Annotated in this window: 12 protein-coding genes and 1 tRNA gene; 4 read left to right on the top strand and 9 right to left on the bottom strand. The window is 39.7% G+C overall.

From position 1 onward, the window contains the following. Window positions 1-34: 34 nt before the first annotated feature. Window positions 35-2,782, bottom strand: coding sequence for an alpha/beta hydrolase family protein (locus ACKGJO_RS01050; RefSeq protein WP_411321545.1), 2,748 nt, complete (start codon window positions 2,780-2,782; stop codon window positions 35-37). 107 nt (window positions 2,783-2,889) lie between these two features. Here ACKGJO_RS01050 and ACKGJO_RS01045 point away from each other — a divergent pair, with 107 nt between their 5' ends. Continuing rightward, the gene (locus ACKGJO_RS01045) at window positions 2,890-3,462 is read left to right on the top strand and encodes a DinB family protein (RefSeq protein ID WP_411321544.1); all 573 of its coding nucleotides are present in this window, start codon (window positions 2,890-2,892) and stop codon (window positions 3,460-3,462) included. Window positions 3,463-3,570: 108 nt separating this feature from the next. On the opposite strand, the gene ACKGJO_RS01040 is transcribed toward ACKGJO_RS01045, so the two are convergent. Genes ACKGJO_RS01040 through ACKGJO_RS01030 form a run of 3 tightly spaced genes read right to left on the bottom strand, consistent with a single transcriptional unit; the run spans window position 3,571 to window position 6,351 of the window. Beyond that, window positions 3,571-4,041, bottom strand: coding sequence for a sterol desaturase family protein (locus ACKGJO_RS01040; protein WP_411321543.1), 471 nt, complete (start codon window positions 4,039-4,041; stop codon window positions 3,571-3,573). A gap of 12 nt (window positions 4,042-4,053) precedes the next feature. Further along, window positions 4,054-5,160 carry an NAD(P)/FAD-dependent oxidoreductase gene (locus tag ACKGJO_RS01035; protein ID WP_411321542.1) on the bottom strand — a complete coding sequence of 369 codons (1,107 nt, stop codon included), beginning with the start codon at window positions 5,158-5,160 and terminating at the stop codon, window positions 4,054-4,056. 12 nt (window positions 5,161-5,172) lie between these two features. Then, window positions 5,173-6,351 (bottom strand): M20 metallopeptidase family protein, encoded by a 1,179-nt coding sequence (locus tag ACKGJO_RS01030; protein ID WP_411321541.1) that lies wholly within the window; start codon window positions 6,349-6,351, stop codon window positions 5,173-5,175. A gap of 108 nt (window positions 6,352-6,459) precedes the next feature. On the opposite strand from ACKGJO_RS01030, the gene ACKGJO_RS01025 reads away from it, so the two are divergent. Together ACKGJO_RS01025 and mnmD are read left to right on the top strand one after the other, a co-directional pair. Next, complete coding sequence (locus ACKGJO_RS01025; protein ID WP_411321540.1) at window positions 6,460-7,716, top strand: DUF4097 family beta strand repeat-containing protein; 1,257 nt, start codon at window positions 6,460-6,462, stop codon at window positions 7,714-7,716. 76 nt (window positions 7,717-7,792) lie between these two features. Then, a complete protein-coding gene (gene mnmD / locus ACKGJO_RS01020; protein ID WP_411321539.1) occupies window positions 7,793-8,560 on the top strand; it encodes a tRNA (5-methylaminomethyl-2-thiouridine)(34)-methyltransferase MnmD in 768 nt (255 codons plus the stop codon). Here mnmD and yihA read toward each other — a convergent pair. The 5 genes from yihA to ACKGJO_RS00995 form a co-directional block, all read right to left on the bottom strand. Then, entirely contained in the window at window positions 8,557-9,150 is a 594-nt protein-coding gene (yihA, locus tag ACKGJO_RS01015) for a ribosome biogenesis GTP-binding protein YihA/YsxC (RefSeq protein WP_411321538.1), read from the bottom strand. The two genes, mnmD and yihA, sit on opposite strands and share 4 nt — an antisense overlap. Beyond that, the gene (purF, locus tag ACKGJO_RS01010; protein WP_411321537.1) at window positions 9,150-10,652 is read right to left on the bottom strand and encodes an amidophosphoribosyltransferase; all 1,503 of its coding nucleotides are present in this window, start codon (window positions 10,650-10,652) and stop codon (window positions 9,150-9,152) included. Before purF ends, yihA begins: the two co-directional genes overlap by 1 nt. A 116-nt stretch (window positions 10,653-10,768) precedes the next feature. Then, window positions 10,769-12,898: an ATP-binding protein gene (locus ACKGJO_RS01005; RefSeq protein ID WP_411321536.1), complete on the bottom strand. Its 2,130-nt coding sequence runs from the start codon at window positions 12,896-12,898 to the stop codon at window positions 10,769-10,771. Between the two features lie 90 nt (window positions 12,899-12,988). Beyond that, entirely contained in the window at window positions 12,989-13,408 is a 420-nt protein-coding gene (locus ACKGJO_RS01000; RefSeq protein ID WP_411321535.1) for an OsmC family protein, read from the bottom strand. A gap of 269 nt (window positions 13,409-13,677) precedes the next feature. Beyond that, a tRNA-Gly gene (locus ACKGJO_RS00995) sits at window positions 13,678-13,749 on the bottom strand. A gap of 73 nt (window positions 13,750-13,822) precedes the next feature. Here ACKGJO_RS00995 and ACKGJO_RS00990 point away from each other — a divergent pair. Then, a complete protein-coding gene (locus tag ACKGJO_RS00990) occupies window positions 13,823-14,926 on the top strand; it encodes a tyrosine-type recombinase/integrase (protein ID WP_411321534.1) in 1,104 nt (367 codons plus the stop codon). The last annotated feature ends 151 nt before the right edge of the window (window positions 14,927-15,077 follow it).

Here is a 15,077-nt window from a genome sequence, read left to right as displayed (position 1 = left end):
AATTATTGAATGTTGAATGTTCCTTACCGGATGATCACTTTCCTTTATAAGCTTCCCCTTCCAAGATCCACTCCGGTTCGTCTTCCCCTTTCAGGTAATAATCAAAATACTCTTTCATGCGGATGGCATAATCTAATTTGTTGGAGAACTTCTGAAGGTGGTGCGGTTCGTCATGGTACTGTAAGAATACCACATCCTTGTCATAGCGTCGCATGGCCAGGTATAACTCAATACTTTGCTCCCAAGGCACCGCACCATCTGCGTCACCATGCATGATCAGCATTGGTGTGTTTATCCTATCAGCATAGAATACGGGAGAGTTCTCGATATAGAGATGTGGAGCCTCGACGAGTGTTTTACCGATTCGACTTTGAGTCTTTTCATACTGAAACTGCCGGGCTAAACCGGAATCCCATCTAATACCGCTATAAGCACTTGTCATATTACTGACGGGGGCTCCTGAAACAGCTGCATCAAAGATATCAGTTTGAGTTACCATATGAGCTGTCTGATAACCGCTCCATGAATGCCCATGCAAACCAAGTTTATCTTCATCTGCAATTCCCATGTCAACAAGTTTAAGTATTCCGGGTACCAAACTTTTCGTTGCTGAAAGTCCCGGGCGACCGATCTCAAACCTGATATCCGGTAAAAACACAACGTATTCATCACTTACATACTGCGCAAAAACAGGCCTGTGGTTGGTCTTTGGTTCGTTGAAATCATGCAGCCGATCAGTAAAAAAGCGGTAATAATAGGTCATGATCGGATAGCGTTTGTTGGGATCATAATTATCCGGTTTGATCACGACTCCTTGTGTAAATACTCCATCAACACTCAGCCAGTTTATTAGTTCAGCACTGCCCCAGTTCCATTTATTCTTTAGATCCATGTGCAATTGCGTAAGCTGGTCTTTACGGCCAAATTTCCAGTTGTTCGCAACCCATATGTTAGGGAATTCATCGTATGCCTCCCGTTTGTAAAGAACGGTTGATGCATCTTCAGCTTTCTTTATAAAAGTGAACTTTTTGTCTTCCTCCAGTAATCGGTTCACGCCTGACCGATTAGCCCTGGCTGAGTAAAACCCGAAATTTTTATTCAGGTCATGATAGGAAGTCAGAAGAAGTTCTTCACTATTTTTAAAAGCTTCGTCCCTGTCCTTGTTCATATCTTCTATTCGGAAGATACGGTCTGTATCTCTACCCTCTCCTGCAGTAATATTTCTTGAGCTTCCGTTTGAGGTCTCGAATCGCCAGATATCAAACTTATCATAGATCAAAACTGCGCGATCATTTTCTATCCAACCGGCAATGCCATAACCGGGTACAGCCGATGGGTAATCATGATCCTCATTATAAAATGGGACATCCATATTTTGGGTAATATTCTTTGTTTCACCTGATTGCGTATTCACTAAAAACCAATGCTTATCCTGATAATAGGAAGCATATTTACCCTGAGGCGAAAGATTCACCCACCCTCCAAAATGTTCGAGAAACTGTGTTCTTTCTCCTGTTTTTGGCTCCACAAAAAAGTAATCCCGATAACTACCATCCCAGGTTCTCTCTCGCATATAGGGTTCGTCCGTACTTCCTATCAGGATATTAGGATTATGATCAACACTTACATCAGGCATATCATGATCTGCAAGCTGTACCCACTCACTATTTTCTAAATGATAAACCGCCGTAAAAAGATGATTTTTTCGGGAGTTCCATGTTTTCTTTTCATGGGTTTTGATCTGAGGGTCTTCCCCGTGCCAGATGTCAAGGCCACGGTCATCCACAATATCATCTACATCATAAACATCAATATCTTCCTCATCATCCTTATTTGCATCCAAAGCAGCCATCTCTGCATCCATCAATCCAAAGAAAAGACGTTTTCCATCATTCGTGAAGGTAAGTCTGTTATTTGATCTTAAAACAAACCCTTCTTTTACTTGCTCCGATTCCAATGAAATTAAGTTCCTCAGTTCATCATTCTCCTTGTTCCAAATATGTAAAGAGGCATCGGTCTCAACATACGAGGTGTCATAAGATGCTTTTGTGAACGCAAGTTTTTTAAGGTCATGATCCCACGTCAGGTTTGAATAATAAGCCATTTCCTGTGAATCAATAATCCTCTTTTGTTCTGAATCCAGATCAAAAATATACAACCCATTTTCTGAATCTGTAGTATCAACAACAGAATATGCAAGATAAGTTGATAGGCTGTCGAATGTCATCTCATCTACAAATGGGAGTTCGAATTCTTGCCCTGAAGACAGATTTCTTAATCGCAGAGTTTTACCAAGTCTCTGATTTTCTGACTTAAGATCAGCCACTTCCTTACTTTGCATATGATGAATTGCCAACCATTTTCCGCTCTCTGAAAAAGAGAAAGAACTCACACTGTCAAAAGAAAAAGTATTACCATTGTCTGTAGACAAGAGTGACAAGCCCTTCTGTGGTCCATTCTTTTCATCCTTGAGCTGTACTTTAAGTGGAACTTTACGAAAAGCTGCGACCCAATTTCCACTTTTCGTAATTTGTGGAGATGCTCCCAGGTCGATCGAATAGGTATTTCGACCGTTGGTACTTTTAACTTCAACACGACCATCCCCCCTGTCGGGCCAGACCTCGTAAGTCACCCAGTTACCATTATCTGAGAGTTGGATCGAGCCAATGTCCTCAAATTTCATCACGTCTTCGAAACTCAGCACTCCCTGAGCCGTAGTCCATGATGTAAACATCAATGTGAATAATAGTATTAACCCGGTGCGTATTTTCAGAGATTGCATATATAGATATTTTAATTTTGTGTATGGTTGTAAGAAAAAGTATTTAAACCACATATAAAACGATTAATACTTTGTTTTGAATAATTTTACCACATAAAGATTTGGTTATGAAAAACTCAGGTTACACATACGATTATTTCTTGAAAGCATTTAATGATGCAAAAGACACGGCTACTTCTCTGATTACAGAAACTGAAAATGAAATATTGAAACAGAAACCGGCTAAAGATTCCTGGTCTATGGTAGAGATCTTGAGTCATCTGATACAGGCAGGAAATGAATATTACCAACAAATTGAAAAGGCTCTTGATAAAAATGATGAAGAACTGACAAAGGGGGAGGAGCCATTTACCCCGGGTTTCTTATTCAGGTGGTTCATTGGTCAGGTTAGTCCTGAAAATCGTCGTAAACTACCCACTGTTTCCTCTTTTGAGCCCGGTAAAAGTTCTCACATGGATACTGAAAAGGAATTATCAGATTTTCTAAAACAACAGGACTCGTTCATTCATACAGTAAAGAGAGCTAAACTCGAGGGGCTTGATCTGAATAAAATTAAGGCTAGAAATCCTATCATAAAAATAATCCCCATGTCATTAACCGCTTGTTTAGGTGTAACGGAAGCTCATCAACGACGACATTTTGATCAAATGAAAGAATTGAAGGCAAAATTGCTGAAATAGAAGTTGAGATAAAATATTGACAATCTTTAGTTCAACACCGTGCCTCATAGCAAATACAATTCACCTTGCAAAATATCTTGGTTCAGTAAAAATGTATTACAGTATAACCTAATTCCTATCAAATTTACGCTTTTGTTCGGAGTACTTATCATATGGAAATAGAAATAACCCATATGGCTCATTGCCTTTCTTGCCTACATCCTGATGGTGGCGCTGATGAGCTCTTCTGATCAATTTCATAAGTTTATTATCACTTCTAAACGGCATAAACCGCTTGTGTGCAAACAAGTCATGAATAATGAAGTAAAGTATCCCGTAAACAGCTATTCCGGTGCCAACTCCAAAAGCGGGAGTACTATACGTCGTATCTGCGCCGGTTATCATCAACCAAATTGAAATGGAGGCAAAAATGAGCGAAAAAATATCATTCAATTCAAACAGGCCATGATCAGGTTTATGATGCGATTCATGAATATTCCACAACAAACCATGAAATAACCATCGGTGCACACAATAAGAGACGATCTCCATTCCTGCGAATCCGAGAATTATAAAAGCTATCAGGTATAAAAAATCCATCGTTGATCTGATTTATGTAAGTTCTTCAACCGCTTCTTTGCCAAGCTGCATACCTAAGGCGATACCCATTCCACTGAGTCCGGCTACAAGTAGCACACCATCTGAAATGCTTTTCAATATGGGACTTTTCGTAGGGGTAAAACCCATTATGCCCGACCATTCAGTGTCAATTTCCCAACCGGCAGGAAGCTTCAGTACGCTGTTTGCAAACTTTAAAAGGTGATTTTTGATCCGTTCATTCGTCCCAAACTCTGTCGTTGTTTCTACATCAATGTCATAACTTCGAGCGCCGCCCAATAAAAATCTGTTATTATCAACACCTCTGAAATAATAATAACCGGCGTCAAAATGATAGGTCCCAGTCCACTTTAGATCAAAAATTGGTTTGGTAACAAATACAAAACCTCTACCCGGTTTTATCTCAATATCCGATAAAAGCTTAGAGGTAAATGAATTGGTTGCGATCACTATGTTTTCAGAATGGAGCTCAATGCCGTTATCCAAAAGTATAGATCGACTAGCTGTATCAAGCTTTTCCACTTTAGCCTGCCACCTGAATTCAACCCCAAGCCTCATATTCTTACGATAAAGCGTTCGCATCATCTTTCCGGGATGTAGACAACCTTCATGCTTAATACCTATCGCTTTAAAACCATTATGCGTTGTTTTCTGGTAAACATTATCGACTCCTGCCGCTTCCTTCAGCCAGCGATTAAAAATTGGTAGCTGTTCAGCTGCTTTATCATAAATACCCACATCAGTAAATATTTCATACGCGCCGGGTTCTCTGTAATCAATATTGTCATCTCCCAAGGTATATCTTAAAAGCTGCAGTCCATCAAACCTCTTTCTGATCCTATCGATAATCCTCGATTCCTCTTCGATCTTCAAATCAGCCATGTGCTCTGTGGGAGAACCAAAACATGCAAAACCGGCATTCCTAGTACTTGCTCCTATCGGGAAGAATCCTCTATCCAGGACCAAAACTTTTTTGTTGGGATGTTTCTTTTTAAAAAAATAAGACACTGACTGACCGGTTAATCCTGCACCTATTACGATTAGATCATACTTCTGATCATAGAGTACTTTTTCCCAAAAAGATCGTTCCGCCTTTATCATGTTTCAAACGTATTATTCAAATATCAAACTTGCCATCAATGGAGTAGCTGTTTCAAAGAATCTGTCATCCACATTATATTTTGGATGATGCCAGGGATAAGCAGAATCAGCCTCTTCGCTGGCACTTCCCACAAAGAAGAAAGCTCCCGGAAATTCTTTCTGATAAAAGGCAAAATCCTCTCCGGCCATTACCGGTCGGCGTAACTGAATGACTTTATCTTCACTCAAAAGTTTCCCTGCTGCCTTCAGTACTACCTCCGTTTCATTCTCCGTGTTTATTACCGCAGGATACCCCCTATTGAACTGAAACTTATAATTTCCACCGGCTGCCTCAGTGATTCCTTTAGCTAGTGTTTCAAGCTTTTCGACCACTAAATTCTCCGTTATCGGAGACAAAGTTCTGGCGGTGCCCCAAAGTTTGACCTTTTCAGGTATGATGTTATGTGCTGAACCACCTTCGACCTTCCCAATAGTAACAACTACGGGTTCGGTGGGGTCTACATTACGGCTGGCAATGGTTTGAACCAAGTTGATGTATTGTGAAGCTAAAACGATCGGGTCAATAGTTTCATGAGCCCGGGCTGCGTGACCTCCTTTCCCAATGATCTCCACTTCAAATTCAGATGTAGATGCCATAAGTGGACCAACCTTCGTGGCAACTGATCCTGCAGGATGCATTGGAGAAGTATGTATGCCATAGATCGCATCAACTCCAAGTTTTTGAAAATACCCGGTTTCTGTAAGTAATTTGCCGCCACCAGGTAGTTTTTCCTCCCCAGGCTGAAAAACTAATAATACGGTGCCCTTGATCTCGTCTTTCAGATCGCTCAAAATGCGGGCTACTGTTAATAGATTTGCTGTGTGAGCGTCGTGCCCACAACAATGAGCCACACCTTCGATTTTTGAAATAAACTCCTGCTTGGCAATACCTTCTTCATAAATAGGCAGAGCATCTATATCTGCTCGTAGTGCTATTACCCGCTTTGACTCAATTCCGCCCTTTATAATACCGACACACCCCGTCTCCAAAGGCTTGTCATAAGGGATGCCAAGCTCCATTAACCTTGATTCAATGAATTCTGTTGTTTTAAATTCATTAAAGGAAAGCTCCGGATTTTGGTGCAGGTAACGACGGGTTTCTATAGTCTCCGAAAAGTATTTTTTTGCAAGTTTTGCTATACGGGAATGCATAGAATTTTAATTGGTTTCAATCTTTACAGATAATAAGAATATTATAAGAGCGAACGTAACTTTATGTGGGCTTGATCGTATTATCAACTGTTAACTAATGATCTATATATGAAAACAACATCATGGGAAATAATTTTAGCCGGTTTATTATTTATAGGAGTATCGATCTTTTTGATCGAAAGTAATTCCAACGGTCCTGGTTCCAGTAAAAATAAAGTGAATTCCGATTCTCTTGGCATCAGCTTTAATGGTGAAAATTTTCATGTATTTCAGCTAAAAAGCCTAAAAAATCTTGAGAACCTGGAGAATCTTGAAAAGTTAAAAAACCTCCAAAATTTAGAAAATTTAAAAAACCTGACAAATATTCTTCCAATGGAAATTCGTGCAGAGTTTGAAAAAGAGATAGACGAGATTATTAAAGAAATGGATCAGGAGAGTCTGGAAGTTAATTTTGATGTTGAAAGTAAAATTCTGACTGTAGATCCGGAATCTTTTAAAAACCAGCAAGGCTGGACTGCTAAAAGCCCGGGTGTTTATCACTATGCGAAATCGTTTGATTCCGCTCAAAATAACAAGACAAATCTCACGCTTCCTTTTGGTTCTGTAGAAGTTAGAGGAAATCAAAGCGGTAGAAAAAACCTGATCATAGAGGCTTCAGGCAAGCTCCCGTCCCTTAACGACCTGCGTTCCCAATTAGCTACAGAATTCAATATAGATGGGGAAAGTACCACCGTTAAGTTAATACCCAAAACCGAGAGATCTGATGATCAGAACATCCAAATACAAAGTAAATTGGAAGTGCCAAGAGACATGCAGGTAGATATTCATACCATGGCCGGGCACATAGTTTCAGAAAATATTATGGGTGTTCAGGTATACAAAACTAATGGCGGCCACATCACCTTAAATAATCTATCCGGAAATGTTGAGGCTCAAACCGGAGGGGGCCATATTGAGATAAAAGATTCTGACGGAACGATGACTCTTTTTTCAAAAGGAGGGAATATTCGGGTTCAAGAATTTGAAGGGGAACTGAATCTGCAATCAGGCGGAGGAAGCTTGCAGATCGTTGAGCATAAGGGGAGCGTTTCTGCGTCTACTAATGGTGGTAACATTGAGTTTCGTATTGCTACACTAGATGGGCCTGTAAATACCCAAACCGGAGCCGGTTCGATCACAATATGGATCAGTAAAGATGCAAACGCAGAACTCATCTTGAAAGGCAGTAATGTCGAGATCGATTCCGAATTAAAATTTAATGGCACTCTTCAAACTGGCAGTGCAACCGGAACTATTGGTACAGGTACTCACATGATAACTGCCAAGACTAATTATGGAACTGTTTCGGTGAAAGCCATCAAATAGTTACTCTCAGTTCTTTGCGATAACCGTTCATTATGAGCTATCTTTGTCGGAAATACATACTTTCTGAAATTCCCACATGAGCGAACGCATACTTACTACTAAAGACGGCTCCACAACACTCTATTCTGAGAAATTTGATCAGTACTATCATAATCCCAATGGTGCTGCTTCAGAAAGTATCTACGTATTTTTTGAGCAATCAGGCCTCTTTGAGTCACTTAACAATACTGATTCCCTGACCATATTAGAAATCGGTTTCGGAACCGGCTTAAATTTTCTTTTGCTGGCAGATCACCTCAAAAAAAATAATATTGATACGCAGGTAAAATTCTATTCTATTGAAGCCTTTCCCATCGACAAACAAACGGCTTCAAATATCAATTTTAAAGATCATATTTCGGATCCTGAAATAAAAAATTCACTTCCTGTTATCTTTGACTCATTAAAACCGGGAATGAATTTGATTAAACCATTTGATAACCTAAACATTGAATTAAACCTATTTTATGGTTTTTTCGATGATTTCATCGAAGCCGATATTTCAGCTGATTTCATTTTCCATGACGCCTTTTCTCCGGAAGTTAATGAGGAGCTTTGGACAGTCACGACTTTCGAAAAACTAGCAAAATTATCGCACAAAGAAACAATGTTGACTACCTACTGTGCGGCTTCCGGAGCCAGGGCAGCCATGTCTACTGCCGGTTGGTATCTTGCTAAAACAAGAGGGGCACTTGGTAAACGGGAAATGACGGTCGCCTCACAAGCCGAAGAAAAGCTTAGAAATTTTAAACGTTTGAACGAAAGCCGGCTTATAGAACGCTACAAAAAGGGTGATTTCGATTAGCTTTCCGTCACGAACTCTTTGATCAGTGACTTGATATCTTCAGTTCCTTCTCTTGAACTGGATGAATATGGTAGTATAGGAACTTCAATGTTCATTTCCTTCATAATGCGCCGAACTTTAGCCTTCGACTGATTGACCTTATTCCTAGAGATCTTATCGGACTTGGAAAGTACCACTGCAAAAGGCTTTTCATTCATGGCCATCCAATAAAAAAAATCTTCATCCAGTTGGCTGGGGTCGTGCCTGACATCAACTACCTGTAGAATCAGCTTGAGTGGCTCACGATCCAGAAGATAATCGCGAATACTCTTGCCCCATCTATCCCTTTCCTTCTTAGGAACCTTAGCATAACCATATCCCGGAAGATCCACAAAATAACAGACGTCACCGATCTGATAGTAATTCATCTGTTGGGTCTTCCCGGGTACATTAGATGTTCTAGCCAGATTTTTTTTATTGAGCAGTGTATTGATAAGTGAAGATTTACCCACATTAGATCTTCCTGCAAAACAAACTTCGGGTAATCCCGGTGGCGGACACTCTTCTAATTTAGTGGCACTTGTAATGAATTTAGCTTGATTATTGAACATCAGATAAGCTCGTTAGCCTCTTTTTCTACACCAAAATTAACCGGAACCGGATAATTTCCGGTGAAACATGCCGTGCAGTAACCATGCTCCGATGGATTTGCTTCTTTAACCGCGTTGACCAATCCTTCAGCAGACAAGTAGCGAAGGCTGTCAACGCCAATTTCTTTGGCCATTTTTTCAATATTACGGTCAAATTTATTGGCTATAAGCTCGTCCGGACTTGGAAAGTCCATTCCATAATAGCAAGGGCTGATAATTGGTGGAGAACTGACAAGAAAATGAACCTCCGATGGATTACATTCCCGGATCATATCAACCAGGTAACGGGAAGTGGTCCCGCGAACGATTGAATCATCCACGATAATAACTGGCCTGCCTTCAATAACTCCACGAACAGGATTAAACTTGGTTCTTACCTTTTGCTCACGGGATTTTTGGCCGGGTGAAATAAAGGTTCGCCCAACATAGTGATTACGGATCAACCCCATATCGTAACGGCAATCGTAACCCAATTTCTGACTTTCGGACGCATACCCAAGTGCGGCTGTATTACTTGAATCTGGAACTGAAAAAACAACAGGTTGTTTTCCGGATTTATCGTTCTTAACAACGTCATCCAGCGGATGTTCCGTTGCTAATTTTTTACCGAGATTCCTCCTGATCTTATCCACCATTTCCCCGAAAATCATACTGTCTGGCCTGGAAAAATAAACGTATTCAAAAATACATTGACTGGTACTTGTTCCTTTCGCAGGTGGAATAAAAAATGATTTAGGTTCACCGGTTTCGTCTGCTTCCTTATCGATAACCACCACCTCACCGGGTTTCACATCTCTTAGATACTCAGCATTGTTGATATCAAAGGCACAAGTTTCACTAGCCACACAAAATGAACCATCTACTTTACCCAAGGCAAGGGGTCGAAATCCGTTAGGATCACGCACTGCGATGAGTTTATCATCAGTAAGAATTACAAGGCAATATGCGCCCTCAATTTGACGCAATGCATCCATGATCTGATCCATTTGATCCTCATATAAACTATGTGATATCAGATGAAGAATAAGCTCGGTATCAGATGTACTTTGAAATAACACCCCCTCCTTTCTGAAACGCTCCCGAATCTGCTTAGCATTCGAGAGGTTCCCGTTATGACCAATAGCAAGATTGCCATTCCTGTAATGAACACGAAACGGCTGAATATTTGCAGGGTTTTTAGAGGAACCTGATGTGGAATACCGGTTATGCCCAATAGCATTATTACCTTTCAGGATCTTATTAAACACCTTAGACTTATTAAAGACATTGAGAACCAGCCCAAAATCTTTGTAAGCGGGCATGACCGGCCGCTCCTTCTCTTTATCATAGAAAGAAGTTACAATGCCGGCAGATTCCTGCCCCCTGTGTTGAAGGGCGTGCAGACCATAGTAAGTATGCACGGCAGCGTCAGGGTGATTATAGATACCATATATTCCACAATACTCGCGAGGTTTATCGCTCATATTCAAAGCTCCAAAAATAATGAGTGTTTATAAACAATAAGATAAGAAATGATGGGACTATTCGGGAATCGGATAAGGAACAAGTTTTCTACAGGTTATTAACAACTCACTCATGATCAGATCAAACTTTTCGGGATCTCCACAAAAAATTCAGTTCCCTCTCCCACTTTGCTTTCAAACCATATCTTCCCGTTCATTCGCTCTACAAATTCTTTGCTGAGGCTTAGCCCAAATCCGGTTCCTTTTTCATTTTGAGTACCTTCCCTGGTCCAATTCTTATTTTCAAAGACCTTGTCTTTGGCAGATTCAGGGATGCCGATACCTTCGTCTTTTACTTTAATAATTACGTGATCCGTTAGTTCTTCAGCAGAAACCGTTATTCTATCACCGGGCTCTGAGAACTTAATAGCATTGGAAATTAGATTTCGAACTACAAGTGAGAGCGCATTAAAGTCTGCTTTTACATCAGATACATTAATGGATTCGGAATTCAGATCCACCTTCTTTTTATCAGCTATAAATTTTTGCGAATAGAGAACATCCTCTGTCAAGTCAGAAATATCTATTAGTCTTAAATTAAGCTCAACACCTGACAATTGCTCCTTAGCCCACGCCAATAGGTCTTCCATTACATTTGAATTTTCTTGTAATGAAGCTTCAAGCTCGGGGACCATTTCCTTAATTTCATCCTGTGTTAAAAAGTCGTTCTTTATCAGACTTAACATACCCTGCATTGACATCAAAGGAGATCTGAGATCATGGGAAATAATGGCAAATAATTTATCCTTTGATTTATTCAGTTCTTCCAACTCCTGTTTCTGCCTCTTAAGCTGATCATACATTATCTCTTTTTCATGAGATGCTTTTTTCATCTTATATAGCAGTACTGAGATCAATATAATCACCAATAAACTTGCTATGATGAGTATCAATTGATTACGGAGCTGCCGTTCCTGATTTATTTGTTTTTCCTGCAGTAAGCTGTTGATCTCATTTTGTCTTCCCAATTCAAGAAAGTTTTCAGCATTTGCAAGTTCCCTGTCTTTTTCAACCTTATTTACACTATCAGATAATGCAGAATACTTCAGAATTTTATTATATGCATTTTCGTAGTCGTCATTCTTAGCATAGACTTCATGCAAAGCCTTAGCTACTTCTATATTTAGATTGATGTTATAAGAGCTCTCAGCAACTGATTCCGCTTTTTTCAAGTATGCAATAGCCTCCTCAAATCTCGCTTGTTCAGAGTACATGTTACCTATCACGAAATTATTATAATAAATACCTTCGTTTATAGCCTGATCTTCAGATATCTTTAACGATCGGAATAACAGATCTTCTGCTTCCTGGTAGCGTTCCATCTTGGCTAGCGTTGCCCCCCTGTTGTGCATTATGATAGGAGAGTCTGTACCCGGTCTTAATATTGAAATAATATCTTGTGCACGATCAAAATTAGTGAGTGCAACCTCATACTCACCCATATTACCAAGTGTGTTTGCCAGATTCAGATGAGCCCTGTAAATGTCAATTTGAGAGTTACGTTCTTTGGCAAGTTCAAGTGAGTTTTCCAGATAGTACTTAGATTTTTCGTACTCCTCGTTATCGCTATATGCCAAACCCAAATTATTATACGCTACAGCCAATAAAGCACTGTCTTCTACTGACCGAGCATAATCAATTGATTCAAGATAATTTTTCAGGGCCTGCTCTGTTTGCCCCATATCCCTGTAGATCACTGCAAGGTTATGAAGTATCCCTGCTCTAAGTCTGTTCGCTTCAGTTTCATGCAATCGATCCAAGTACTGCATGGCAGTATTATATTGCTCACCGGCTTTCAGAGGTTCTTCCAGTAAACTATACGTCGTACCCAATATGTTATGGAATTGAGCAACTTGTGTAGTATTGGAGAATCTTTCCAATGCATCTACAACAATATCATAAGCTTGATCCGGCAACTGTTGATCGATCAAAATATCTGCCCGATAAGTCAAAGCTTTGGCTATACCTTCATCATCATTTTTAATCAGATAAAGTTTCTCTGCATCTTGGGCCAATTGCATAGCACGGTCGTAATCCCCAACTTTTGAAGCCTCTTTACTCTTTTCTAACAATCCCTCGGCTTTTACTGAATCCTGTAGGACTGAAATAAATCCTACTTCAGCCTGAACATTTTTCGGCGAAAAAGAAAATGTAAATGCAATAATTAGAAACAGACTGATAATCTGCCTGTTAAATGAATAAATCAATTCAGCTACTCTAATGAAAATGAATTTCTTTAAACTAAAAAAAGCCCTTCAATGAATGAAGGGCTTTTAAGTAAAAATGTATAAGGAAGATCATACAAGAGTTGCATCAAGCTTGATATCAACTCCGGTCAATGCTTTGGAGACCGGGCATCCGTTTTTCGCAGCTTCTGCGATCTCCTGAAACTTATCATTATCAATATTGGGAACATTCCCTTTGGCTGTCAGCTTAATGGTAGTTATGGCTCCTTCACCACCATCTATAGTCACTTCTGCATGTGTCTCTACGGAATTTGGAGTAAATCCGGCCTTGTCCAATTCGTTGGAGAAAGCCATGGAAAAACAACCTGCATGCGCGGCTCCTATCAATTCCTCCGGATTTGAGCCTGATTTATCTTCGAAACGAGTAGCAAAGGTAAATTTTCCTTCATAGGAACCACTCTCGAGTTTCATGGTTCCTTTTCCTGATTTTAGGTCTCCTTTCCAGACGGCATCTGCTGTTTTAGTTGGCATGTATCTATTATTTAATTTTACGTTTTTGAGTTCTTACGATATAACATCGTACAGACATCTTAAATTCCTGCAAGCTTAACATATAAAAAATAAGGCTAATAATTAATATATATGCTACCCAAAACCCTAATAACTATTAATATATTGCTAATTGAGAACTTAAAAAGATGGACATGAAAAATAGGAGTATTCTCAGTACGAAACATGAACAAACTTCCTTACTGAAAACAAAAAAGGCAGCTAAGTATTACTTAACTGCCTTTTATTTGAGCGGGAAACGAGATTCGAACTCGCGACCCCAACCTTGGCAAGGTTGTGCTCTACCACTGAGCTATTCCCGCAGGGGCCGATTTTGGAGCAAAAGTATAAAATCTCAGTATAATCTCAGTACGTAAGTCATAAAATTTCCAATTTATGGCAAGTCTTATAAAATCAGGAAAGAAATACTATATCCAATTTTGTGATAGCAAAAGAAATCCCAGGCTTAAACAGATACCAACAGAAACCTCATCTAAAACAGCTGCGCGAAAGCTGTTAAGAAAACTAGAAGCTGAATATGTAACCGGCGCATATGATCCTTGGAAAACAGAAAGTAAAGAGGAGCAGCACGAATTCTCAAGTTTGAAAGAGCTAATCGATCATTATGTTGATGAAAAATCTAAAACCTTTTGGTCTGCAAATACAATCCTAACAAATGGTAAACTACTAAAGAAAATGGGACGTAAGATTGGAAGTCTTCCGATTGAAAAAGCAACTGAATACCATTTTAATAAGTTTATAAATGCGGGCGACAAAGCATATTCCACAAGAGTTGGATACCGAGCGAAGATCACAGCCTTTGTTAACTGGTGTGATGAACAAAAGTATTTCATGAGTGATCAAGTGGGCAAGCTGAAGATCTTTAAATCAAATATTGGGCAGGAAGAAAGTATCAACTACTTCACCAAAGAAGACATTGAAAAGCTTGCAAGTTATATCAGTGCTAAAGTGGCCAAGGATCTAACAACTGGCAGACAATCAAATAACAGAAATGCACTATGGTTGGTTGATTTTATACACTGGCAAAGATTATCTGGTATGAGGTTATCTGAAACTTTGAATTTACGGGTCGGTGATGTTAATACTGATACCTGGGAGATAACCATAGGTAATGCCCACTTCGTTACTAAGAGTAAAAAGAAGCAGGTACTGCCAATTGAAAGTGTAGAACCGTTGAAAGAGATTGCCCGAAGTAAACTTGCAGAATGTAGCTCAGATGAAGACCGCCTATTTGGTCATTCCTGTAGAAGACATACAAACCGGCTGTTTAACAAGTATTTGAAAAAGGCTCTTCCAAAGAAGACATACTTGAACATTCACAGCCTCCGGCATACTTGCTGTATTGAGCTGTTACGCGCCGGAGTTCCAATCTACACTGTACAACGCTGGCTAAGACATGCAGATGTGAAGACTACCCAGCGGTATGCTGATTTATTGAATATGGATATTAGTGAGCAGGTTGGTAGAGCATTGAAATAAAAAAGGCTACGCATTACTGCGCAGCCTCATTTGCTTTAAAAGAGTAGCCAAAGAATTAGAAATAAGACCCAAAGGATCTTATGCACTTCAATGGATACATCAATTGAAACCTGTTGCTTCTTCATTGTATTAACAATTTGAAGCTTGGGCC

Origin of the sequence: Gracilimonas qinghaiensis, from assembly GCF_046602855.1 — a bacterium.
GTDB lineage: Bacteria > Bacteroidota > Rhodothermia > Balneolales > Balneolaceae > Gracilimonas.
This window is presented reverse-complemented; position numbering and strand designations above follow the sequence as displayed.

Excerpts from the sequence above, each read along its gene's own strand:
- ACKGJO_RS01050 (WP_411321545.1), bottom strand. The coding sequence starts at position 2,782 with ATGCAATCTCTGAAAATACGCACCGGGTTAATACTATTATTCACATTG.
- ACKGJO_RS01045 (WP_411321544.1), top strand. The coding sequence starts at position 2,890 with ATGAAAAACTCAGGTTACACATACGATTATTTCTTGAAAGCATTTAAT.
- ACKGJO_RS01040 (WP_411321543.1), bottom strand. The coding sequence starts at position 4,041 with ATGGATTTTTTATACCTGATAGCTTTTATAATTCTCGGATTCGCAGGA.
- ACKGJO_RS01035 (WP_411321542.1), bottom strand. The coding sequence starts at position 5,160 with ATGATAAAGGCGGAACGATCTTTTTGGGAAAAAGTACTCTATGATCAG.
- ACKGJO_RS01030 (WP_411321541.1), bottom strand. The coding sequence starts at position 6,351 with ATGCATTCCCGTATAGCAAAACTTGCAAAAAAATACTTTTCGGAGACT.
- ACKGJO_RS01025 (WP_411321540.1), top strand. The coding sequence starts at position 6,460 with ATGAAAACAACATCATGGGAAATAATTTTAGCCGGTTTATTATTTATA.
- mnmD (WP_411321539.1), top strand. The coding sequence starts at position 7,793 with ATGAGCGAACGCATACTTACTACTAAAGACGGCTCCACAACACTCTAT.
- yihA (WP_411321538.1), bottom strand. The coding sequence starts at position 9,150 with ATGTTCAATAATCAAGCTAAATTCATTACAAGTGCCACTAAATTAGAA.
- purF (WP_411321537.1), bottom strand. The coding sequence starts at position 10,652 with ATGAGCGATAAACCTCGCGAGTATTGTGGAATATATGGTATCTATAAT.
- ACKGJO_RS01000 (WP_411321535.1), bottom strand. The coding sequence starts at position 13,408 with ATGCCAACTAAAACAGCAGATGCCGTCTGGAAAGGAGACCTAAAATCA.
- ACKGJO_RS00990 (WP_411321534.1), top strand. The coding sequence starts at position 13,823 with ATGGCAAGTCTTATAAAATCAGGAAAGAAATACTATATCCAATTTTGT.